Source organism: Streptomyces sp. NPDC014894 (assembly GCF_043080985.1).
Classification (GTDB): domain Bacteria; phylum Actinomycetota; class Actinomycetes; order Streptomycetales; family Streptomycetaceae; genus Streptomyces.
Window position 1 is genome coordinate 61,640 of sequence record NZ_JBIBWD010000017.1, and the last position, 22,813, is coordinate 84,452.

A 22,813-nucleotide genomic window follows, 5' to 3' on the forward strand; every position below is an offset into this window, starting at 1 on the left:
CGCCGTGCCCCGCCCCGGCCGTGCCGCCCCCGTCCGGGCCCGTCGTCTCCCGCCGCCCTCTCACCGAGGACAGGACTGAAGGACCGTATGGAAAGTCATCGCATCGCCGACCAGTACACGATCGTTCCCGCGCAGACCCCGCCGCTCGACGTGGCCGCCTACGAGGCCGCGCTCCTCTTCGACTTCCAGGACCACTACGCCCGCGGACGCGACGTGTGGACCGACGAGCGGGCGATGCGGGAGACCCCGCTGTGTCTGCTCGGGGCGCTCGGCGCGACCCCGGACGCGCATGTTCTGGACATCGGGACCGGACGCGGTCTCGACGCCGAGATCCTCCTCGACCGGGGGCACCGCGTCACCGGGATCGACCTCGTCGCCTCCCCCGAGTGGGGCGCGATCACCGCGCGCAGACCCGGCCGGGCACGGTTCCTCACCGCCTCGGCGACGGAGCTGACGGGCGTCGCGGAGTACGACGCCGTGCTGGACAACGGCTGTCTGCACCATCAGCACCCCGACAGCTACCCCGGCTATCTGGACCGGATCCACGCCCTGCTGCGGCCCGGCGGTCTCTTCACCGTCTCCGTCTTCCGGTCGGCGACGGACGCGGGCCGGCTCTACGTCAACGGCGGCAGCCGTCTCTACCGGGAGTTCACCGCCGGGGAGCTGACCGGCCTGGTCACCGAGCGCGGCTTCGAGACGGTCGATCTGCGGCCGGTGCCGCGCGGCACGGCCGGCCTCGAATACCTGGTCGGCACCTTCCGCGCCACCGCGCCGGGCGACGCCCGATGAGCGCCGCCCGCCCGCGCCGGCTCCCGCCGTCCCCCGCCCCGGCCGGCGGCGGTACACGGCCCGGGCGCACCGTCCGCCGCCGGAGCGCGGCCGCCGGAGCGCTCGCCCTGATCTCCGCGGCGGCCCTGCTCCTGCCGTCCTCCGCGACCGCCGACAGCGGGTCCGCGACGGCCGCCGGAAGCGGGCCCGCCACGGCCGGCTGGGCCGGCTCCTGGGGCACCGCACCCGCGCCCGCCGCCCCCGACGGCCTCTCCCGGGAGGGCTTCGACAACCGGACCGTACGCATGGTGGTGCACACCTCCATCGGCGGCGACGGCCTGCGCCTGCGGCTGTCCAACGCGTACGGAGCACAGCCCCTGGCCGTCGGCCGCACCACCGTCGCCCTGCCCGCGTCCGGGTCCTCGCCGGCGGCCGCGCCCGGCAGTCTGCGGCCGGTCACCTTCGACGGCGGCGCCGCCGCGACCACGCTGCCCGCCGGGACGGAGAAGATCAGCGACCCGGTGCCCTTCCCCGTGCCCGCCGGAGCGAATCTGCTCGTCAGCGTCCATCTCCCGAAGCCGACCGGGCCCGCCAGCTGGCACTGGCTGGCCCAGCAGCGCTCGTACGTCTCCGGGCACGGCGACCACGCGGCGGACCCGGCCGGGACCGCCTTCTCCCGTACCGAGACCTCGTGGTTCTTCCTCACCGGAGTGGACGTCCAGGGGCCGCGGAACCGGGGATCCGTCGTCGCGCTCGGCGACTCGCAGACCGACGGATCGGGCACCACGCAGGACGGCAACGCCCGCTGGACCGACGCCTTCGCCCGCCGGCTCGCCCTGGACCCCGCGACGCGCGGCCTCGGCGTGGTCAACAAGGGACTCGGCGGCAACCGGGTGCTGCGCGACGGCTCGGAGACCGACCGGCCGCAGCGCGGCACCAGCGCCCTCGGGCGGCTGGACCGCGATGTGATCCACCAGTCCGGGGTGCGCGCCGCCGTGCTCTACGAAGGCGTCAACGACCTACAGCTCACACCGCGCGCGAGCGCCGACGAGGTGCTGCGCGGACTGCGCACCCTGGCCGGACGGCTGCGCGCGCGGGGCGTCCATGTGGTGGTCGGCACGCTGACCCCGTTCAAGGACTCGCCGCTGTGGACCGCCGACGCCGAGCGGGCCCGCACCGAGCTCAACACGGCGCTGCGCGCCTCCCCCGACTTCGACGCCGTGGCCGACTTCGACCTGGCCGTCCGGGACCCGGCCGACCCGCAGCGCGTCCGGGCGGGCTTCGACGCCGGGGACCACATCCACCTCAACGACGCGGGCCATCGCGCCCTGGCCGACGCCGTGCCCACCGGGGCGCTGTCCGCGGACCCCGTCCCGACCGACGCCCGGAGGCACAGGTGACCGCGAGCCCGCCGACCACCGTCCTGGCCAACCCCAACACCCTCTCCGACCGAGCGGCGATGGGACTGCCCGACTCCTTCGTGGGCCGCGGCGACCCCTGGCCGCTGCGGGAACACCGCGACCTCCTCGGAGCCCCTCCCGGCACCCTCGTCTCGGTGGCGGAGGACCCCGAGCAGTCCTTCTCCCGGCGCTGCGCCGCCGGTGCCGTGCTCGGTCTCGTCGGCGATCCGCGCATCCGCCCGGACGACCCGCCCATGGCCGACGTCCCGGCCGCCCGGGTCCGGCTCGGCCTCCCTCCCGGCCTGGCCGGGGAGGTCGCCGCCCGCTGGCGGCACGCGGGCGTGGAGGAGGAGTGGATCGCCAAGGAGTGCCCCGTGTACGAGACGGAGCTGGCCGCCTTCCGCATCGCGCTCCACCCGGTCACCAACGCCGAGTACCGGCGCTTCGCCGAGGACACCGGCAGCACCCCGCTGCCCACCTCCTGGCGGTTCGGGAGCTTTCCGGAGCAGCTCGGCAACCACCCCGTGTGGACGGTGTCCGCCGAGGCGGCCGACGCGTACGCCGACTGGCTCTCGGGCCGTACGGGCCGGCGTTTCCGGCTGCCGACCGAGGCGGAGTGGGAGTACGCGGCGGCGGGCCCCGGCGGGCGGGAGTTCCCGTGGGGCGACGCGTTCGGGGCCGACCGCGCCAACACGGTCGAGCACGGCCCGCTGGCCACCACCCCCATCGGCGTGCACCCGGCGGGGCGTTCGCCGTTCGGCGTGCACGACATGGCGGGCAACGTCGAGGAGTTCACCGCGGACGACTACCGTCCGTACCCCGGCGGGGTGGACGTCGCCGACGATCTCGCGCTCACCCGGGGCGCGTACCGGATCGCCCGCGGCGGCAGCTTCACCCGCTTCGGGGACCTCGCGCGCTGCCGCCGGCGGCACGGCTGGTACGAGCGCGACATCTACGCGATGGGCTTCCGGCTGGCGGAGACGCCGTGACGGGCCCAAGCGACGACACGACGACGGCGTCGCCCGCCGAGGAGGCCGCCATGCGCCGGGCGGTCGCGCTCGCGGCCAACGCGCTCGGCCGCACCGGCCCCAACCCCGTCGTGGGCTGTGTCGTCCTCGACCCGGCGGGCAATCCGGTGGGCGAGGGCTTCCACCGGGGAGCCGGGCACATGCACGCGGAGGTCGAGGCCCTGGCCGTCGCGGGCGGCCGGGCCCGCGGCGCGACCGCCGTGGTCACCCTGGAGCCGTGCGCGCACCAGGGGCGTACCGGCCCCTGCGTCGAGGCGCTGCTCGGCGCGGGCGTCGCACGGGTGGTGTACGCGGTGCCCGACCCGAATCCCGACGCCGCGGGCGGGGCGCGGCGGTTGCGCGAGGCCGGCGTCGAGGTCGTCCCCGGGGTGCTCCGCGCGGAGGCGGAGCGCGGCAACGAGCTGTGGCTGACCGCGATCCGCCGCGGCCGGCCGTGTGTGACCTGGAAGTTCGGCGGCAGTCTCGACGGCAGGTCGGCGGCGCCGGACGGAACGTCCCGGTGGATCACCGGCCGGGCGGCGCGGGAGGACGCGCACACGCTGCGCGCGGCCCACGACGCCGTGCTCGTGGGCTCCGGGACCCTGCGCGCCGACGACCCGCATCTCGGTCTGCGGCACGGGGTCCCGGGCCGCCCGCCGCTGCGGGTGGTGCTGGACCGCACCGGCTCCGTCCCGTCCGGCGCGCGCGTCCTGGACGACGCGGCCCGCACCCTCGTGGTCGTCGGCCGGGGCGCGCCGAAGCCGGAGCTGCCCGACCGTCACGAGGTGCTGGAAGCAGCCGTCGTGGACGGCCTGTTGGACATCGCGGGGCTGCTGGACGAGCTGTACGCGCGGGGGCTGCGCTCGGTGCTGCTGGAGGGCGGCGCCCGGCTGGCGGCCGCCTTCGCCGCCCGGGGTCTGCTCGACCGGGTGGTCGCCTATGTGGCCCCGCTGCTGCTGGGCGCGGGCGGGCGGCCGGTGCTCGACGGGTTCGGGGCCCGGACGCTGGGCGAGGGGCTGCGGCTGGAACTGGACGAGGTACGGCGCGTCGGCGACGACGTGCGTCTGGTCCTGCGCACCGGGCGGCTGCCCGGGGGGACGGAGTGAGGCCGCGGATCGCGGTCGTCCACCACAGCCGCCGGGGCTCCATGCGGACGCTCGCGCGGGCGGCCGCCGAGGGCGTGCGGGCGGCCGGCGGCGAGGTGCGGCTGCTGCGGGTGGCGGACGAGGAGGCGGCGGGCGTCGAGTGGCCGGAGCGCGTCGCCGGGCCGGACGACGTGCTCTGGGCGAACGGGCTGGTGCTGGCGACCCCGACGTACTTCGGCAATGTGTCCGCTCCCTTCAAGCGGTTCCTGGACTCCACCAGTCCGCTGTGGCGGCGGCGGCTGCTGTCGGACCGGGTGGTGACCGGTATGACCTCCTCCACCTGCACCCACGGCGGGCGTGAGGCGACCTTGCTGTCGCTCCATCAGACCGCGTACCACTGGGGCTCCTGGGTGGTCGGGGCCGATCCGTTCGCCCCGGCCTTCGGGCGGTCGGGGGGCAATCCGTACGGTCTGTCCGTCGACAGCCGGCCGGACGGTCCGGACGGCGCCGAACGCGACGCCGCGCGGCTCCTGGGCCATCGGCTGACCGGGCTCACCGCCCGCGTGCACCGGGGGCACGCGGCGGCCGCCGAGGAGCGGCCCGTCCGGGTCACCGTGGTGCACTGCGCCGACGAGGAGCCGGCGCGGCTCCTGGCGCAGGAGTGCGCGGCGGGCGCGCGGTCCGTGGGCGCGCGGGTGCGGCTGAGACGGGTCGCCTCGGAGCGGCGTCCGGCGCGCGCGGCGGCCGTCGCCACCGCCGAGGACGTGGCCTGGGCGGACGCGGTGGTGTTCGGCGCGCCGGCCCGGCTGGGCGGTATGGCGGCGTCGCTGCTGCGCTTCGTCCAGTCGCTGGACTCCGGCGACCGGCCGGGGCCGCTGTCCGGGAAGCCCGCGTCGGGTTTCGTGACGGCCGCGCGCGCCCACTCGGGCGGCGAGTCGGCGCTGCTGGCCTTCCATCACGCGCTGCTGCACAGCGGGGCCGTGGTGGTGCCGCCGGGCTTCACGGACCCGGTCGTCTTCGAGGCGGGCGGGAACCCCTACGGCACCTCGCACCCGATGACCGCCGGGGCCCTGCCGACCCGGGAGGCCCTGGCGGCGGTCGCGTACCAGGGCCGCCGGACGGCGCTCGCGGGCGATCTGCTGCGCCGGCCGGCGGCGGGCCCGGCGCGGCGCGCGGCCGTCGACGACCACCGGGCGGTCGTGGACGACCGCCTCGACGAGAGCCTGGGAGGGCTGAGGGATGAGTCAGCTGCAGTACGACGAGATCGGCGAGTCCTACGAGGGATTCAAGACCCTGCCCATGGCGCGCTACCCGGAGCGGGGCAGCTTCCTGCGGATGCTCGGTGATGTGCGGGGCAGGTCGGTGCTCGATCTGGCCTGCGGAACGGGCTTCTACACCCGGCAGATCAAACGGCTGGGCGCGGCGGAGGTGCTGGGGGTCGACGTCTCGGGCGAGATGGTGGCCGCGGCCCGGGGCATCGAGGCGCGCGCCCCGCTCGGCGTCCGCTACGCCGTCGCCGACGCGGCGGAACTGCCGCCGCCCGAGCGCCCCTTCGACCTCGCGACCGCGGTCTATCTGCTCAACTACGCCGACGACGCGGCCGCGATGGAGCGGATGTGCCGCAGCGTGCACCGGAGCCTGGCCCCGGGCGCGGAGTTCTTCGTCCTGACCCAGGCGCCCGGCTTCCGCTTCGACGGGCCGCCCACGAGCCCGTACGGATTCCGCTACGAGCCGGTGGGCGAGGGCCGGATCGGTCCCCGGGTGCGGATCACGGCGCTGCTCGACCCTCCGGTCGAGTTCATCACCAACTACCCGCGCGCCGAGGTCTACGAGGACGCGCTGCGGGCGGCCGGCTTCGGCCCGGTGACCTGGGTGCCGCTGGAGGTCCCGGACGAGGGCGTACGGGAGCTGGGGAGCGAGTTCTGGGCCGACTTCCTCGCCAACCCGCCCCTGGTGATGCTGCGCTGCCGCGCCTGAACGCCCGTCCGCCGGGGAGCCGGTCCGGCTCCCCGGCGGACGGGCGTTCGCCAAAATGCGAGCCGGGCGTGTCCCTCCGCTTCGGAGCGGGGGACGCGCCTCCGCGCGCGCCGGGAGAGCCGTGGGCCTGGACGGCCGCGCGCCCGGACGCTCGGAGGCGCGTGCGCGCGTAGGCTCGTGCGCGCGCCGTCGCCGCCGGGACCCCGCACGGCGGGAGCGCCCGGGCGCCCGTACGAGCGCCGCCGCCCACCGCGAAATCCGGCGCGGGTCACCCGTACGGGAGCACCGCGCCGCCGAGGGATCCGTACCCGCGGCTAGGACCAGGGGCGGAAATCCTCCCCGGACAGGGGGTACGAAGCGGCGCGGGCCGCCGCCGAGGTGCGGCGGATGTGCAGAAGCAGGCGCATGGCCGAGGCGGGATCGGCGATGAACACGCCGCCGCCCGCCCGCCTCCGCAGGACCGCCCCGGCGTGGGCCGTGACCGTGCGCGGCCCGACGATCTCGCATCCGGTGCCGAGCAGGATCCGCTCGGTCTCGGTCGGCGGCGGAGGGTGTCCGGCGGCGTCCGGTGTGGTGGTCAGCACCGAGACCGGCTTGCCGATCAGCGGCGATCCGGCTCTCGGCCGGGCCAGCCAGTCCAGGGCCGTGAGCAGCGGCTCGGGCGGCAGGGACTGCGACTCGGGCACGGCCAGCAGCAGCGCGTCCGCGTCGGCCGCCTTCCGGCGCAGCGCCCGCGCCCCGGGCGGCAGCGCGGAGGGCGGGACCTCGCGGTGCGGCGGCAGATCGGGCGGGGCCGGGCAGATCTCCAGCCGCAGGCCGGTGAGACCGGGCGCGACGAGCGCGCGCAGCAGTGTCTCGCCGAAGGGATCGGCCGGGGCCGGGGCGCAGAGACCCAGCATGTGTACGACGTTCACGGCGTTGTCCTCCTCGTCACCCGTGCGGTCGGACGGTGGCGGCGGGCGCTCCGCCGCCGGGGCGGGACGGGGGATCCGGTTCCCCCGTCCCGCCCCCGTGGAGACCGGGCGGGCGCCGTGTGCCGTCGGCGCCCGCCGGTCGGACCGCCCGCTAGGCGTCGGCGGCGCCGGAGGCGGGGCGCAGCCGCCGGGCGAGGAGGACTCCGGCCAGGGCGAGTACTCCGGTGAGGGCGAAGACTCCGAAGAGGGCGGTGCGGATGCCGGCGTCGTAGTGCTGGGAGATGGCGATGGCCGCGCCGCCGAGACCGGCGATCAGCCCGGTGGCGAGGGTCTGGGCGAGCTGGAGCGCTCCGCTGACCTCGCCCTGTCGCTCGGCGGGCGCCTGTCCCATGGTCTCGGTGGTCGCGGCGTTGAAGGCGATGCCCATGCCGAAGCCGCCGATTCCCCAGCCCACGACGGCGATCCAGGGCGGGACGGCGTCGAGGAGGATGGTCAGGGTGATGATCGCGACGCCGGCGAGCAGGATGATGAATCCGAGGGCGACGCTGCCGGTGTGGCTGCCCGGGTTCCGGCCGCTCCGCTTGGCCTGATAGGCGGAGCCCACCACCCAGGTGATCGCGCCTGCGGAGAGTCCGAGGCCGGCCTGGGCGGCGCTCACGCCGTGCAGTTCCTGCAGGCCGAGGGGCAGGAACGCCTCGCTGCCGAAGTAGACGCCGCACAGGAGGCCGCGGATCACGATGCCCGCGCCGAGTCCGGGGCGCGCGCCGAGGGTGCCCTTGGGCGTGACCTGGCGCAGTGCGGGCACGGCGATGACGAGGCCCGCGAGGGCGAGCGGGATGAGCAGGGCGATGTTCTTCAGCAGCAGCGCCTGGAGGAGGAGGCCGGTGCCCGCGGTGAGCAGGACGGCGTTGGCCAGCGGCCCCTTCCACCAGGGCTGGGCGGGGGCGTCGGCCGGCCGGGCGGCGGTGTCCCGGGGGCGGTCGAGCTTGCGCAGCCCGGGGAGGGTCAGCACGGCCGCGACCACGATGAGCGGCAGCATGAGCAGGAAGACCGCGCGCCAGGTGGTGTGGTCGGAGAGCGTTCCGGCGAGGACCGGTCCGATGAGGGACGGGATGGTCCACGCGGAGGAGAGCAGCGCGAACATCCGCGCCCGCAGATGCTGGGGGTAGGCCAGTCCGATCACCGTGTACGCCATGGCCATGACGGCTCCGACGCCGAGGCCCTGGAGGAACCGGCCCAGCAGGAACAGCGGCCAGGAGGCGGCGGCTCCGGCCACGGCGCAGCCCGCGGCGAAGACGGCCATGCCGACCATCGCCGCGCGCCAGGGGCCGACCCGGTCGGCGGAGCGTCCCGCCATGACGGTGCCGATGATGTTGGCGAGCATGAGCGCGGAGAGGCCCCAGCCGTAGGCTCCCAGGCCGTTCAGCTTCTGGGCGATGTCGGGCAGCACGGTGGCCACGCCGAGCGACTCGAACGCGACCATGCCGACCGACAGGATGACGCCCAGCGTGAGCGCCCGGTACCGGCCGCCGAAGACGCTCTCCGCCGGGTTCGGTTCGGCGGCGTCCGGCGGTGCGGGTAATCCGCCGGGGCCTTCCGTCGTCTCGTGGACGTCCTGGGACATGGTGGTCACTCCTCAAGGGATATTTACGTTCCGTTGTGGCACGGAACGGAAGCATACCTATACTGGTGTGATGGTGAACACCCCGAGCGGCGCCCCGGCCGCCACGCGACCGGCCGCACGGCAGCGCACGGGAAGGCCCCGGGACGAACGCATCGACGCGGCGGTGCCGCGCGCCGTGATGGAGATCCTGAGCGAGACGGGCTACGCCAATCTGACGCTGGAGGCGGTCGCCGCCCGGGCCGGCACGAGCAAGCCGGCCCTGCGCCGCCGCTGGCAGTCGCGGCAGCATCTCGTCGTGGACGCGCTCGCCACCACGATCGGCACCCAGCCCACCCCGGACACCGGGTGCACCCACTGCGACCTCATCGCCGGGATCGGCACCCTGAGCCAGGCGTTCACCACCACCGTCGGCCGGCGCACCCTGCCCGCCCTCGTCGCGGACCTCGCCGACGACCCGGAACTGGAGTCGGCCTTCCTCGACGAGTTCTTCCACCCGCGCCGCGCCTCCACGGCCGAGGCCCTGCGGCGCGGGATCCGCCGGGGGGACATCCGCGCCGACGCCGACATCGATCTGCTGCTGGACATGCTGGCCTCGACCACCTATTACCGGGTGCTCTTCGCCCACCTTCCCGTCACGGCCACGCTCGCGGAGGATGTGGTCGAGGTGGTCCTGGCGGGGGTGGCCACCGAGCAGTGGCGCTCCCGGAACGGGGGCGCGGACAGCATCTGATCGCGGGTCAACGTTCGGGCGCGCCGGGTTCATCCCCGGCTACGAGGCGAGGAAGTGGTGCTTTGCTCAGCCGAGATTTCGAACTGCACGCCCTGGAAAAGGTTCTGGCCTCCGCGGCTTTCGGAGTGGGGGCCAGTCTCCTGCTGGAGGGAGCCGTCGGCGCCGGCAAGTCCCATCTGGCGCGATCCACCCTGAGAGCGGCCCGGAGCAGAGGATTCGAGGTGATCTTCGCCCGTGCCCGCCAGTCCGAACGGACCCTTCCGTACAGCCTGTTGCGGCAGGTCCACGACCAGCTCCCGGACGCCGTCGGGGCGGCCCGCGCGCGGGGCGGGGCCGGCGGCGCGGAGGAGGCCGCCGAGGCCGCCCCGGTCCAGGCGCAGCTGCTGGTCGCGGAGTTGACCGCGCGGGCTCCGGTGCTGATGGTCGTGGACGATCTGCACTGGACCGACCCGTACTCGCTGCACTGGCTCGGCCAGCTGATGAACAGCCTGGAGGGACAGCCCGTCGCCCTGGTCTCGACGCTGGCGTGGGACCACTCCGAGGTGAAGGAGGCCGATCAGCGGCTGCCCGGCACGGCCCCGCTGGCCCAGGTGGCCTCCGAGTTCCACCGGCGCGAGGTGCTCCAGGGGCTGAACGTCGACAGCGTCGGCTATCTGCTGGCGTCCACCTTCGGCTCCCCGGCGAGCACGGAGTTCGCCCGGGCCTGCCACGACGCCACCGGCGGCAACCCGCTGCTGGTGCGGGCGCTGCTGCGGGAGATGCGGCGGACCGGCGTGGGCCCCGCCGAGCTGTCCGCCGGGCGGGTCGCCGAGATCGGCACGGCGGAGATCGCCGAGATGATGGTCGCCCGCTTCGAGGAGTGGCTCCCCGGGGCCGGCCGGGTGCTCGACATCATCGCGATCATGAGCCGTGTCGAATCGCCCCAGGTGGTCGCCGATCTTCTCGGCATCCCCTGCGCGACGGCCGCCGACGTGCTCCACACGCTCGTGCGCTGCGGGGTCCTGGACGAGACCCCGGACCACATCGGATTCTGCCGGCCGATGATCCGGGCCTCGTTCCTCACCGCGATGCCTCCCAGCGAGCGGTCCCGGCTGCACGCCCAGGCCGCCAAGACCCTGCACGACCTGGCCGCCCCCCGGCACGAGATCGTCGCGCATCTGCTCCGCGCCAAGCCGGTGGCCGGCACCTGGTCCTGCCGGCTGCTGCTCGACGCGGCCGACGCCGCGCTCGCCGAGGGCGACACGGCGAGCGCCAGAGCCTGTCTGGAACGCTGCCTGGACGAGTGCGGACCGGGAGAGGAGCCGGGACTGCTGCGGCGGCTCGGCCGCATCGAACTCGCCGAGGACCCCGCCGCCGCGGTCGCCGTGTTCCGCCGCGCCCTGGACCTCGCCCGGGAGCCCGGCGAACGGCGGTCGGCCGCGCTCGTCGACCTGGTCCAGGCCATCGGGCTGACCGGCGACGCCGCGGAGGCCCTGCGGGTCGTGGAGCACGAGACCGCGGCCGGCGAGCCCGCCTCGGCGGAGCCCGCGAGACGGGCCGGCACCGACGCCGTACGCGGTCTGCTCGCCCTCCTCGACGGCAGACGCGCGCCGGTCCCGCCCACGACGGCGCTCACGGAGGCCGCCGCCGCCCCCTGGATCCGGCGCGCCCGGGCCGCCCTGTCGGCCGTGCAGGCCCAGGGAGCCGCGGAGCGCCGCGAGGAGTCGGTGCGCTTCGCCCGGCTCGGCCTCGGCGAACCGGTCGAGTCCGTCGACGCGCACGCGGGGGTACGCCTCCTTCTGGCGCTCACGCTGTCGCACGCCGGCGAGTACGAGGAGGCGGCGCAGGCGTGCGGCGCGATCCTGGAGCAGGCGACGGCCGAGGGCTCCGGAAGCATGGCGGCGCTGGCCCGCGCGGTGTTCGCGGAGTGCGCCGTACGGATGGGCCGCCTCCGGGAGGCCGAGGAGGCGGCGCGCGCGGCCGGGGAGTTCGCCCCCGGCCGCGAGTGGCTGGGCTCCGCGCTGGCCCGCTGCGCGCTGGGCGGCGTCCTGCTCGAATCCGGCGATCTCGACGGCGCCCGGCGGCTGCTCCTGGAGGACCGGACTCCCCTCCCGGAGGCGCTGGTTCCCGCGCTGCTGTTCCACCGGGGGCGGCTGCGGTTCGCGACGGGGCGGGCCGAGGCGGGGCTGGCCGATCTGGAGGAGTGCGGCCGTCGGCTGCGGGCGCGCGACTGGTCGAACCCCGCCGCGTACCCCTGGCGCTCCGAAGCCGCCCTGATCCACGCCCATCTCGGCGACCACGCCGTCGCCGAGCGGCTGGTGGAGGAGGAACTCGTCCTGGCGCGCGGCTGGGGCGCGCCGCACCCCATCGGCAGGGCTCTGCGGGTACAGGGGCTGCTGACGCGCGGCGAGCGGCGGGCGGCCGTCCTCGGCGAGGCGGTCGACCTCCTCCGGGAGGCGGGCGCCGCCCTGGACGAGGCCCGCGCCTCGCGCGATCTCGGCCGCGAGCTGCTGCGCACCAGAAAGGCCCGGCAGGCGCGGGAGTGTCTGCGCGCGGCCATGGCGCTGGCCGAGAAGTGCGGGGCCCGTGCGCTCGTCCGTGAGCTGGGCCAGGATCTGGCGGAGGCGGGCGCGAGACCGCGGCGCGACACGGAGATCGGGCTGGAGTCCCTCACCCCGGCCGAGCGCCGCACCGCTCTGCTCGCGGCCGAGGGCCTCACCAACAAGGAGATCGCGAACCGCAGGTACGTCACCCGGCGCACCGTGGAGATGCATCTGAGCCGGGTCTACCGGAAGCTGTCGATCTCGAATCGCCGCGATCTCTCGCTGGTGACGGGCGGCGCGGCCGCCCCGCCCCCGTCCGCGCGCGTCCGCTCGGACACGGGAGGCGACCGTATGCCCTGTTCGTCGTAGCGGGCCGGCGCGGCGGACCGCCGGGCCGGCCCGGACGGCGGGCGCCCGGCGGGCGGGTCAGTTCAGGTGCGAGGTGTCGTTCAGCAGGCGCAGGGACGTCCGGCCGTCGGGGAAGTAGGACACCTCGGACACGGACGCGGCGGACAGCTCCATACGGAACAGCGCGTTCGGCGGGGCGTCCAGGGCGAGCCGGACCAGGGTCTTGATCGGCGCCACATGGCTGACCAGCAGGACGGTCCGGCCCGCGTACCGGGCGATCAGCCGGTCGCGGGCCGCGCCGACGCGGCGGGCGACGGAGGCGAAGGTCTCACCGCCGGTGGGCGCGGCGTCGGCGGAGCCCAGCCAGGCGTCGAGGTCCTCGGGGTGGCGCTCGCGCACCTCGGCGAAGGTCAGCCCCTCCCACGCCCCGAAGTCGGCCTCGCGCAGCCCGTCCTCCACCCGGACCTCCAGGCCGAGCGGGCCCGCCACCGCCGCGGCGGTCTGCCGGCACCGCAGCAGGGGCGAGCTGACGACGGCCTGGATCGTGCCCCGCGCCGCGAAGGCGAGGGCCGCGCCCCGGGCCTGGCGCTGTCCGGCCGGGGAGAGCGGGGGGTTGGAGCCGCCGCTGCCGGAGAAGCGCTTCTCGGGCGTCAGCGCGGTCTCCCCGTGCCGCAGCAGGAAGAACGTCGTCGCGGGCGCGCCCGCTGGATCGGACGCGCCCCAGCCGGTGGCCGGGGCGGCCGTGCCGTGCGCGTCGCTCCGGATGTCCGGTCCGCCGGCGTGGGCGGTGGGGCTCGGCTGCGTCATGGAGATTCCTCCTCGGGTCCGCTCGTCCGTTCCCGTGGCTCTTTTCGCGCAGCCGGACGGCGCTTCGGCGGCGGAGCGCTCTCGGGAAGGGCCGGTGCATTCTTTTTCCGGACGTGAACGCGATCGCTCCGCAGGCGATCCATTTCACGCGGGCGCGTTTGTGTACAGGCGCACGTTCCTCTGGGCGCGGGCGGCGGCCGAATGCCGTCATTGCCCTCGCGCAGGGCCGCTCAGCGGGATTCTCCCGCTGCTCCGGGCGGCGGACCGGCCCGCCGCGATGCCGCGGCGGACGCCCCCCGAGCCCGTTCTCGGCCGGTGAGAGCACCCGCTGAAAGGGCCCGGTGAAAGGGGATCGGTAAAAGGGCTCGGTGAAAGGGCTCGGTAAAAGCGTCCGTCGAAGGCGCCCGGTGCGGACGCTCATGGGCCACATCATGCCGCAGCGGCGATCCGCCGGGCGAGGAATTCCCTCAATACTTCGGTGGCGGGGACATAAGACTTCGGTGTCCGTACCCCCGGGAGACCGCGAGGAATTCACGGCCGGAGGAATGGACGGAGCCGTCCGGAGCGTCCCGCCGTTCACGAGCGGCGGGAACCGCTCGGCGGAGCGTACGGGAATCCCCCGGAGCGCCGACCGCCGCGCGGGCCCGGCCGGCTCAGGGGTTGGCGGTGGAGACGACGTACACCGTGGGCCGGGCCGGGTCGGTGAGGTCGACGGTGATGTCCTGGCTGGGGCGGGGGCGGGGGTTCGTCTGGCGGGTGGCCGTCCAGGAGACGCCGTCCGCCGTGAAGTCCCAGCCGACGGTGTCGGCGTCCCGCGGATCGACGGTGATCTCGCCGTCGGTCAGCTCCCCGCGTCCGGATCCCACTCCTTCGAGGAAGCCGTCGAGCCCGGCGGCCGTGGTGGTGAACTGCACGTACAGCCTGCTGGTCTTCCAGTTGCTGGTCTCGAAGTAGGCGACGTCGGTCGACTTCATCGGGATGGGCACCTCGAAGACGCGCCGTTTCATCTGGGACGGCCATTTGTCGCGCAGCCCGCTCGCGGAGGACTCCCTCGCCTTGTGCCGGCCGCTCTCGCGGCTCTGCTCGGCGGAGATCACCAGATAGCCGGCCGGGATGCCGACGAGAAGGACGATGATGATCGCGGTGAGCCAGCGGCGGACGATCATCCTCCGTCGGCCCTCGGGGGGACGGAATCTCTCGTCCGTCGGGGCGGACTGGCGCGGCACGGTCATGACTGCGGGGTTTCCTGGGCGGTTCCGGGGGACGGTCTGAACCGAAGTGTACGGTTCCGCCGGGCCCGGCGGGCCGGACCCGCCCGGCCCGGGGGCTGTGGTCTACGGCTCCTGGGCGGTGCTGCGGGGCGAGGCCGAGTTCCGGAGCGCCTGGGCGTAGCGCTCGTACCGCTCATGGCGTTCGACCCGGCGGCGGTTGGTGCGCCGGAAGCGGCGGGCGACCAGGCGGGCGAGGTCGGCGGCGCCGACCATGCCGGCCTCGGGGCCGAGCTGGGCCTTGGCGATTCTGGCCTCGGGCCGGTAGCCGCGGCCGGTGAGATGGCGGCGGAAGGCGTCCCGCGCGGGCCCGATGAGGAGGTCGTCCGCGGCGCTGACCCCGCCGCCGATGACGAAGCAGGAGGGGTCGAGGGCGGCGGCGAGATTGGCGATGCCGACGCCGAGCCACTGCCCGATGTCCTGGAACAGCTCGACGCACATGGCGTCGCCCTCGCGGGCCAGCTCGGTGATGAGCGGCCCGGTGATGTCCGAGACGTTTCCGCCGACGCGGTCGATGAGGCTGTGTGCCACCGGGGACTCGGCGGCGGCCAGCTCCCGGGCCTCGCGGACGAGCGCGTTGCCGGAGCTGTACTGCTCCCAGCAGCCGCGGTTGCCGCAGGGGCAGCGGTGCCCGCCGGGCACCACCTGCATATGGCCGAATTCGCCGGCGACCCCGTACTTGCCCCGTTTGACCTGGCCGTCCTCCAGGATCGCGCCGCCGATGCCGGTGCCGAGGGTGATCATCACCAGATGGTCCTCGCCGCGTCCGGCGCCGAAGCGCCACTCGGCCCAGGCTGCGGTGTTGGCGTCGTTGTCGACGAGCACGGGGACGGCGAGGCGGGCGGAGAGCGCGTCGCGCAGCGGCTCGTTGCGCCAGGCCAGATGGGGGGCGAAGAGGACGGTGGAGCGGTCGGCGTCGACCCAGCCGGCCGCGCCGATGCCCACCGCGTGGACGTCGTGGCGGTCGGAGAGGTCGAGGACGAGTTCGCAGATGGTGTCCTCGACCACCTTGGGGCTCTTGGACTTGTCCGGGGTCTCGGTGCGGACCTTCTCCAGGATGACCCCGTCGGCGTCGACGACCCCGGCCATCACCTTCGTGCCGCCGATGTCGATTCCGACGGTGGGCACGCGGGGCGCGGTGAGGTGGGAGCGCCGCTCACGGGTGCCGACGGTGCGCAGGACGGTGGCGCGGGCGGAACCCCGGTGGGCGAAGTCGCGGTAGGTGCTCACCGGGCGTGGTCCACAGCGGCGGAACGGGTGGGGGCGGGTGCTCGCACGGCTCGCGTCGTCCCTGGTGTCGTCGGGCCGGCCATCACGTGATGCGGTCGATCACCCCGGGCCGGCGGCGGACGTCGCCCGCCACGGGCGATTCTGCCACCCCCACTGCTGAGGGGCGTGGGGGGCGGCCGGGGACGGGGAGGGGCCGGCCGGACCCCGCCGGCGCACCCATGTGAGCTGAATCACATTGATGAACACTCCGTTGCGGGCTGGTCCATACCAGTGATCGACTTCAGCCCGCTTCATCCCCGATGGAGAAAGGGAGCGTATGAACGCCCTGCGGAAAGTCGGCGATGCGTTACTGCGGAAGCTGGTCCCCGAGGCCAGTGCCGAAGCCATCACCTGTGGAACGGCGTGCCCTTCCCACAAGGAGTACAAGTGCATCGTGAACCGCCTGCATGAGCGGTGCTGCTACATGGCCAGGCCCCCGGCCTGCCTGCACGCCTACTGCGGGGAATGGGTGTTCACCCGCCAGTTCTGCTGAGCGGCCGAAGTGACCGGTCCCGCCCCCACCGGGCGGGACCGGTCGTTCGAGGAACGGCGCGACCACCGGAAGGGATCCCGTGAACGCCCTCGGGAAGTTCGGCGACACCCTTCCGAGCACGGCGGCACCCCGGACCGGGGCCCGGGCGATCAGCTGGAGCGGCACTGTCCGCCCGGCCCCCACCGGGCGGGCCCCGGCGACAGCACGAAAGCACGCGGAGATCGGGAGGGGACCGGGTGTTGCTCTTCGTCCGGCGGCAACTGGCGGGGCGACTGCTCCGATCACTGGCGCTGCTGCTGGGCCTGCTGGTGGCCGTCTCCTCCTTCGTGGTGCTCTCCGCCACGACGGAGTCCTCCCGGCTCGATGTGCTCGGCGCCCTCTCCCGCACCCGGGGCGCGTACGACATCCTGGTGCGCCCCGAGGGCGCCGCCGGAGCGGTCGAGGCACGGCAGAGCCTGGTGCGGCCCAACGCGGTGTCGGACGTCTACGGCGGCATCACCACCGGCCAGCTGGCCCGGATCCGCGCGACCGGCGGCGTGCGCGTCGCCGCCCCGATCGCCGTGCTCGGCTTCGCGCAGACGGCCGGGCGCGCCACCCTCGACCTCGCCGACTTCCTGCCGAAGGGCACCCGGGGCTCCTTCGAGATCACCCGCGACTGGACCTACGACCGGGGCCTGTCGACGGTCCGGCAGAGCAGCCGCCGGGTCTACATCACCCCGAATCCGATCACCGTACGGCGGGGCCCGACGGTGAAGCTCGACGGAGGCCACCGGCGGGTCACCAACCGCTATCTGGAACGGCTGCCGTCGGGCGGCGAGACCGAGGTCTGCGAGGGACGGCACGAGCCGCCGACGGCCCGCAACCTCCACTCCTCGGAAGAGCCCGTCCTCTGCCTCTCCTGGGCGGGCGTCACCCATGAGGGCACGGGCCCCGCCGAGAACGACCTCGCGCCGACCGTCGCCGTCTTCACCTTCCCCGCCTCGTACGTCATCGCCGGAGTCGACCCGGCGGCCGAGGCGAAGCTGTTCGGGCTCGACCGGGCGCTGACCGCGGGCCGCTATCTCACCCCCGGGCCCCCGAGGACGGTGGACCGCGGCGAGGGGTACGCGGACTCCGCCGAACTCCCCCTGCTGCGCACCGGGGGGAGCGGCACCGGGCTGACCGTACGGACCGAGGTCCGGCGGCGGAGCGACGGCGAGACCGTCCACCGGGCCGAGCTGCGGACGACCGACACCCTGCGCGACAGCGCGCCCGGCACCCTCAGCCCCGTCGGCGACCTCGTCGCGGCCGGTCCCGTGCGGTACACCACGGCCGGGGACGGCACACTGCGGCCGCGGACCGTGCCGCGCTCCGCCGAGCTGCCCCTGGACGGACGCGACCTCTGGTTCCGCCCGCTGCTGCCCCGGACCTCCGCCATCGAGCGCCACGCCGTCCACGGCCGGAACGTCGGGACCTTCGACCCGGCACGGCTGCCCGCCTACGAGGCCGCCGCCCGGGTCCCGATGGGCGCGTACACCGCCCCGGGGCTGGTGGGCGCGGACGACTCCTCCCGGAAGCTGCTCGGGGGCGGGCCGCTGCTGCCCGCCGTCTCCCCCACCGGCTATCTCCAGCAGCCGCCGCTCATGCTCACCACCCTCGAAGCCGCCGGCTGGCTCGGCCGGGCGGGCTATCTCACCGACCACCAGACCCGGGCCCCCGTCTCCGCCGTGCGCGTCTCCGTCACCGGCGCCACCGGCGCGGACGCGGTCTCCCGGGAGCGGGTGCGGGCGGCGGCCGAGTCCATCGCCCGGCGCACCGGCCTGGAGGTCGACATCGTGCTCGGCTCCTCGCCCGCCCCGCGGACGGTGGAGCTGCCCGCGGGCGAGTTCGGCCGCCCCGGGCTGCGGCTGGAGGAGTGGTGGAGCAAGAAGAACGTGGTGGCCGTGATCTCCGAGGCGGTGGACCGCAAGTCCGTGGTGCTGCTGGTGCTGATGCTGACCGTGTGCTGTCTGTTCATAGGCAACGCCACCGCCGCCTCCGTGCGCGCCCGGCGCGAGGAACTCGGACTGCTCTCCGCCGTCGGCTGGAGCGCCCGGCGGCTGTTCACCGCCGTCCTCGCCGAGCTGGCGGTGCTCGGAACGGCCGCCGGAGTGCTGGGCGTGGGCGTCGCGCTGGCCGCCGCCGCGGTCCTGGACATCGGCGTGAGCACCGCGTACGCCCTGCTCTCCGTGCCCGGCGCGATCGCGGTCGCCGTGCTCAGCGGGCTGCTGCCGGCCTGGCGGGCGTCCCGCGCCGCGCCCCTGGAGGCCCTGCGGCCCGCCGTGACCACCGGCCGCCGGGCCCGGTCGGTGGGCGGCGTCGGCCGCCTCGCGCTGGTGAATCTGACCCGGGCCAGGGCCCGCGCCCTGCTGGGCGTCGCCGCCTCGGCGATCGCGGCCGGATCGGTCACGCTGCTGGTCGCGGCGGTGCGCACCTTCGACGGCGCGCTCGCCGGATCGCTGCTGGGCGAGGTGGTCTCGGTGCGGGTCCGGGGCACGGACATCGCCGCCGTGGCCCTGATGGCGCTGCTGGCCACGGTCGCCGTCGGCGATGTCATGTACCTCAACATCCGGGACCGGGCCGGCGAGTTCGCCACCCTGCGGGCCACCGGCTGGACCGACCGCACGCTCGCCCGGCTGGTGCTGACCGAGGGGGCGGTGCTGGGGCTGGCCGGTTCGCTCGCCGGGGCCGCGCTCGCCGCCGGGCTCACCGCCCGGCTCGCGCCCGGCGGCATGACCGAGCCGGTGCTGACGGCCGCCTCGGGCGCCGTCGTCGCGGGCACCCTGCTCGCCGTGCTCGGCTGCGCCGTCCCGGTGGCCGCCCTGCGGCGGCAGCCGACCGCGCTTCTGCTGGCGCGCGCATGACCATCCGTTCCCCCCGCGCCGGAGCGCGACCGAGGACGGTCCACGACGTCCCGGCGCACTCCGCCGCCGCCTTCACCACCGATCTGACACTGGAGTGAGAGATGGCCTTCCTGGTCGCCGGTCTTGTGCTCGTCGGAGCGATCGGCCTGCTGAATCTGCTGCTGATCACCGCTGTCATCCGGCGGCTGCGCCGGCAGGAGGAGGAGCGCGCCGAGTCGATGCGCAGCGGCCCGGTCGTCGGCGAGGAGCTGCCCGCGTTCTCCGCGGTCGCCCTCTCCGGACGCGCCGTGTCGCGGGAGGCGCTGGCGGGCCGGCCCGCCGTGTTCACCTTCATGTCGACGGGCTGCCCGGCCTGCCCGGCCGCGATACCCCACCTCGTCGAGCACGCCGGGACCGCCGGCCTCTCCCCCGAGCAGACGATCGTGGTCATCACCGGCGAGGAGTCGGAGGCCGCCGAGCTGATCGAGCCGCTGCGGGACATCGCCACGATCGTGGTGCAGCCCTTCCCCGGCGAGCTGAGCGCGGCGTTCTCCATCGTCGGGACGCCGACCACCGTCATCGCCGGCGCGGACGGCCGGGTCGCCCACGCGGAGGCGGGCGCCCACGCGCTCCCCTCCCTGGCCTCCGCGTGAGCGGAGCCGGGCCGGGCCGGGCGGGCGGCGCGCGGGAACTCCTCCGCCGTACCGCCGAAGCGCTGGCCCTGACCTGGCGGGCGGGACCGCTGAGCTGTCTGTCGTACGCGCTCCTCGCGGTCGTCCAGGGGCTGCTGCCCGCGGGCATCGCCCTGCTGACCAAGTGGCTCCTCGACCGGATCCAGCACGGCGAGGGCGCCCCCGGCCCCGAGCCGCTGCTCCTGGTGGCCGGGCTGGGCCTGCTGACGACGTCGTACGCGCTGCTGCCGCCGCTCTCGGAGTACGCGCGCTCGCGGCTCCAGCGCGGCATCGTGCTGGTCGTCCAGGACCGGCTGTACGGGACGGTCAACCGGTTCACCGGCATGGCCCGGTTCGAGTCGCCGACCTTCCTGGACCGGCTGCGGCTGGCGCAGGAGGCCGCGTACAGCGCGCCCGAGCGGATCACCACCTCGCTCTTCGCGATCGTCCAGCAGTTCCTCACGGCGGCCGGGCTGATCGCGGTGCTCTTCGCCGTCTCGCCGCTGATGACGGTGGTGACGGCCGCCGCCGCGCTGCCCGTGCTGCTGGTGGAGATCTCGCTCAGCCGCGAGCGGGCCCGGGTGATGTTCTCGCTCAGCCCGCGGAACCGGCGGCAGCTGTTCTACCAGCGGATGCTGCTGGATCTGGCCGCGGTGAAGGAGATCCGGCTCTTCGGGCTCGGCGGCTTTCTGCTGCGGCGGATGAACGACGAGACCCGGCTGATCAACGCGGCCGAGGAGCGCCTCGACCGGCGCTCGCTGCTGCGCCAGACCCCGCTCACCGCGCTGGGCACGCTCATCGCCGCCGGCGGACTGGCCTGGATGATCATGGCGGCGGTGCGGGGCGAGTTCACCGCGGGCGACGTCTCGGCCTTCATCGCCTCCGTCTCCGGGGTGCAGGGCGCGCTCATCGCCCTGCTTCTCCAGTGCACCGGGGCGTACCACGCGCTGCTGCTGCTCGGACACTTCACCGACGTCACCTCGGCCGGCCCCGATCTGCCGGTGCCCGCCGAGCCGAGCCCCACCGCGCCGCTGCGGTCCGCCGTCACCTTCGAGGACGTCTGGTTCCGGTACGGCGAGAACAGCCCCTGGGTGCTGCGCGGGGTCACCCTGACGATCGCGCACGGCTCCTCGCTCGCGCTGGTGGGGCTCAACGGCGCGGGCAAGTCCACCCTGGTCAAGCTGTTGTGCCGGCTCTACGACCCGGTGCGGGGCACGATCCGCTGGGACGGGGTGGACCTGCGGGACATGGACCCCGAGCGGCTGCGGGACCGGATCAGCGCGGTGTTCCAGGACTATGTGGAGTACGACTTCTCCGTCGCCGACAACATCGGTCTCGGCGATCTGGCGCACCGGGAGGACCGGGGGCGCGTGGCCGCGGCGGCGCGCCGGTCGGGGGCCGACGAGCTGATCGAGGCGCTGCCCCGGGGGTACGAGACGCTGCTCTCGCGGATCTTCGCCGAGGAGAGCGAGGGGGCCGACGGCGAGGCGGAGGCCGGGGTGACGCTCTCCGGCGGCCAGTGGCAGCGTCTCGCGCTGGCCCGCGCCATGATGCGGGAGGGCCGGGATCTGCTGATCCTGGACGAGCCGAGCGCGGGTCTGGACGCGGCGGCCGAGGAGCGGGTCCACCGGCGGCTGCGCGCCCACCGGGGGGACACCACCAGTCTGCTGATCTCGCACCGGCTGGGCGCGGTCCGGCGGGCCGATGAGATCGTGGTGCTCGACGGGGGCAGGATCACCGAGGCGGGCACCCACGCGGAGCTGATGCGGGACGGGGGCGCCTACGCGCGGCTCTTCAGCATCCAGGCCTCCGGCTACACCGAGGACGAGGAGGCTCAGAAGCGTTGCTGACCGTCAGCGAACTGTGCAAGACCTATCAGGCGGACTCCGGGACGCCGTTGCGCGCGTGCGACCGGGTGGGGGTGACGGCGAGCCGCGGCGAGGTGGTGGCCCTGACCGGTCCCTCCGGCTCGGGCAAGTCCACCCTGCTGCATCTCATCGGGGCGCTGGACGTGCCGGACTCGGGGACCATCGAGGTCGACGGCGTCACGGTCACCGGGCTCGGGCGGCGTGCGCTGGCGGAGTACCGGCGCGGGGTGGGCTTCGTCTTCCAGCGTTTCCATCTGCTGCCCACGCTCACCGCGCTCGACAATGTGATGGCCCCGCTCCTGCCGTACCGGACCTCGTTCGACAAGCGGGCGCGGGCGCGTGAGCTGCTGGACGCGGTGGGGCTGGAGGAGCGCGCGGGCGCGCTGCCGTCGAAGCTGTCCGGCGGCCAGCAGCAGCGGGTGGCGATAGCCCGGGCGCTGATCAACCGCCCCTCGCTGGTGCTGGCGGACGAGCCGACCGGCAATCTCGACTCACGCACCGGGGCCGAGGTCATGGAGGTGCTGCTGAGTCTGCGGGAGACGTTCGGCTCGACGGTCGTGATGGCCACCCACGACCCCTCGATGGTGGACCGCTGCGACCGCGCGGTGGAGCTGCGGGACGGGAAGGTGGTCTGAGATGGCGCGCCGCGGACGCCGGGCCCCGGCCGTGGTGGCGGGCTCGCTGGCGGCGGCGGGGGCCGCGTGGCTGGTGCGCCGGCGCTATGTGGCGATCACGGTGGTCGGGACGAGCATGTCGCCGACGCTGCTGCCGGGCAGCCGGGTGCTGATCCGGCGCGGTACGGGCGCGCTGCGCCGGGGCCGGATCGCGGTGATCGCCCCGCCGGATCCCGATCCGGCGACCGCCTGGCGCGGCCGGGAGCCGGTGGGGCGCGATCTGGACGCGGTGTCCTGGAACATCAAGCGGGTGGTGGCGGTGGCGGGTGATCCGATGCCGTCGCGGGTGGCGGGCGGCGCGGGGCGGGTGCCCGCCGGGCATGTGGTGGTGATCGGGGACTATCCGCTGAGCCATGACTCCAAGCAGTACGGCCCCTGCCCCGAGGGGCAGATCCTGGGCGTGATGGTGCGCCGCCTGTAGGACCTGTCCGGACCGGGACCGGGACCGCGCGGCGGGTGCGGGGCCGGAACCGGGCGGGCGGGCGACGGGTGCGGGTGCGGGACCGGGCTCGGGCGGGCGGCGGTGC

At 75.1% G+C, this 22,813-nt stretch carries 17 protein-coding genes and 1 pseudogene; 13 read left to right on the plus strand and 5 right to left on the minus strand.

The window, feature by feature from the left end; genetic code table 11:
* Nucleotides 1–87 precede the first annotated feature (87 nt).
* From ACF089_RS30775 to ACF089_RS30800, 6 genes are read left to right on the plus strand one after another with little or no spacing between them, the layout of a single operon-like run.
* Complete coding sequence (locus ACF089_RS30775) at nucleotides 88–789, plus strand: SAM-dependent methyltransferase (RefSeq protein WP_392033720.1); 702 nt, start codon at nucleotides 88–90, stop codon at nucleotides 787–789.
* Nucleotides 786–2,168, plus strand: a complete 1,383-nt coding sequence (locus ACF089_RS30780; RefSeq protein WP_392033723.1) for an SGNH/GDSL hydrolase family protein — start codon at nucleotides 786–788, stop codon at nucleotides 2,166–2,168. Before ACF089_RS30775 ends, ACF089_RS30780 begins: the two co-directional genes overlap by 4 nt.
* Nucleotides 2,165–3,157 (plus strand): formylglycine-generating enzyme family protein, encoded by a 993-nt coding sequence (locus tag ACF089_RS30785; RefSeq protein ID WP_392033727.1) that lies wholly within the window; start codon nucleotides 2,165–2,167, stop codon nucleotides 3,155–3,157. The genes ACF089_RS30780 and ACF089_RS30785 overlap by 4 nt, the downstream gene beginning before the upstream one ends.
* 50 nt (nucleotides 3,158–3,207) lie before the next feature.
* Nucleotides 3,208–4,281 carry a bifunctional diaminohydroxyphosphoribosylaminopyrimidine deaminase/5-amino-6-(5-phosphoribosylamino)uracil reductase RibD gene (gene ribD, locus ACF089_RS30790; RefSeq protein ID WP_392033928.1) on the plus strand — a complete coding sequence of 358 codons (1,074 nt, stop codon included), beginning with the start codon at nucleotides 3,208–3,210 and terminating at the stop codon, nucleotides 4,279–4,281.
* On the plus strand, nucleotides 4,278–5,606 hold the full coding sequence (locus ACF089_RS30795) for a flavodoxin family protein (protein WP_392033730.1): 1,329 nt from the start codon (nucleotides 4,278–4,280) through the stop codon (nucleotides 5,604–5,606). Before ribD ends, ACF089_RS30795 begins: the two co-directional genes overlap by 4 nt.
* Complete coding sequence (locus tag ACF089_RS30800) at nucleotides 5,500–6,237, plus strand: class I SAM-dependent methyltransferase (protein WP_392033733.1); 738 nt, start codon at nucleotides 5,500–5,502, stop codon at nucleotides 6,235–6,237. Before ACF089_RS30795 ends, ACF089_RS30800 begins: the two co-directional genes overlap by 107 nt.
* Before the next feature lie 314 nt (nucleotides 6,238–6,551).
* On the opposite strand, the gene ACF089_RS30805 is transcribed toward ACF089_RS30800, so the two are convergent.
* Together ACF089_RS30805 and ACF089_RS30810 are read right to left on the minus strand one after the other, a co-directional pair.
* Nucleotides 6,552–7,151, minus strand: coding sequence for an NAD(P)H-dependent oxidoreductase (locus tag ACF089_RS30805; protein ID WP_392033736.1), 600 nt, complete (start codon nucleotides 7,149–7,151; stop codon nucleotides 6,552–6,554).
* A gap of 151 nt (nucleotides 7,152–7,302) precedes the next feature.
* On the minus strand, nucleotides 7,303–8,775 hold the full coding sequence (locus ACF089_RS30810; RefSeq protein WP_392033931.1) for an MFS transporter: 1,473 nt from the start codon (nucleotides 8,773–8,775) through the stop codon (nucleotides 7,303–7,305).
* A gap of 70 nt (nucleotides 8,776–8,845) precedes the next feature.
* On the opposite strand from ACF089_RS30810, the gene ACF089_RS30815 reads away from it, so the two are divergent.
* Nucleotides 8,846–9,505, plus strand: a complete 660-nt coding sequence (locus tag ACF089_RS30815; protein ID WP_392033739.1) for a TetR/AcrR family transcriptional regulator — start codon at nucleotides 8,846–8,848, stop codon at nucleotides 9,503–9,505.
* 62 nt (nucleotides 9,506–9,567) lie between these two features.
* Nucleotides 9,568–12,396, plus strand: a complete 2,829-nt coding sequence (locus tag ACF089_RS30820) for an AAA family ATPase (RefSeq protein WP_392033742.1) — start codon at nucleotides 9,568–9,570, stop codon at nucleotides 12,394–12,396.
* A 57-nt stretch (nucleotides 12,397–12,453) separates the two neighbouring features.
* Here the strand turns inward: ACF089_RS30820 and ACF089_RS30825 are convergent.
* From ACF089_RS30825 to ACF089_RS30835, 3 genes and pseudogenes are all read right to left on the minus strand, one after another.
* Nucleotides 12,454–13,083, minus strand: a pseudogene (locus ACF089_RS30825) (histidine phosphatase family protein); the annotation flags it as partial.
* A 752-nt stretch (nucleotides 13,084–13,835) separates the two neighbouring features.
* Nucleotides 13,836–14,414 (minus strand): hypothetical protein, encoded by a 579-nt coding sequence (locus ACF089_RS30830; RefSeq protein ID WP_392033745.1) that lies wholly within the window; start codon nucleotides 14,412–14,414, stop codon nucleotides 13,836–13,838.
* A gap of 102 nt (nucleotides 14,415–14,516) precedes the next feature.
* A complete protein-coding gene (locus ACF089_RS30835) occupies nucleotides 14,517–15,680 on the minus strand; it encodes an ROK family glucokinase (RefSeq protein WP_392033748.1) in 1,164 nt (387 codons plus the stop codon).
* 768 nt (nucleotides 15,681–16,448) lie between these two features.
* Between ACF089_RS30835 and ACF089_RS30840 the strand changes: the two genes are divergently transcribed.
* The 5 genes from ACF089_RS30840 to ACF089_RS30860 all read left to right on the plus strand — a co-directional run bounded on the left by ACF089_RS30840 (nucleotide 16,449) and on the right by ACF089_RS30860 (nucleotide 22,707).
* The gene (locus tag ACF089_RS30840) at nucleotides 16,449–19,094 is read left to right on the plus strand and encodes an FtsX-like permease family protein (RefSeq protein WP_392033750.1); all 2,646 of its coding nucleotides are present in this window, start codon (nucleotides 16,449–16,451) and stop codon (nucleotides 19,092–19,094) included.
* Between the two features lie 101 nt (nucleotides 19,095–19,195).
* Nucleotides 19,196–19,726 (plus strand): TlpA family protein disulfide reductase, encoded by a 531-nt coding sequence (locus ACF089_RS30845; RefSeq protein WP_392033753.1) that lies wholly within the window; start codon nucleotides 19,196–19,198, stop codon nucleotides 19,724–19,726.
* Nucleotides 19,723–21,594: an ABC transporter ATP-binding protein gene (locus ACF089_RS30850; RefSeq protein WP_392033755.1), complete on the plus strand. Its 1,872-nt coding sequence runs from the start codon at nucleotides 19,723–19,725 to the stop codon at nucleotides 21,592–21,594. Before ACF089_RS30845 ends, ACF089_RS30850 begins: the two co-directional genes overlap by 4 nt.
* On the plus strand, nucleotides 21,588–22,247 hold the full coding sequence (locus ACF089_RS30855; protein ID WP_392033758.1) for an ABC transporter ATP-binding protein: 660 nt from the start codon (nucleotides 21,588–21,590) through the stop codon (nucleotides 22,245–22,247). Before ACF089_RS30850 ends, ACF089_RS30855 begins: the two co-directional genes overlap by 7 nt.
* Before the next feature lies 1 nt (nucleotide 22,248).
* Nucleotides 22,249–22,707 carry a S26 family signal peptidase gene (locus ACF089_RS30860; protein ID WP_392033761.1) on the plus strand — a complete coding sequence of 153 codons (459 nt, stop codon included), beginning with the start codon at nucleotides 22,249–22,251 and terminating at the stop codon, nucleotides 22,705–22,707.
* The last annotated feature ends 106 nt before the right edge of the window (nucleotides 22,708–22,813 follow it).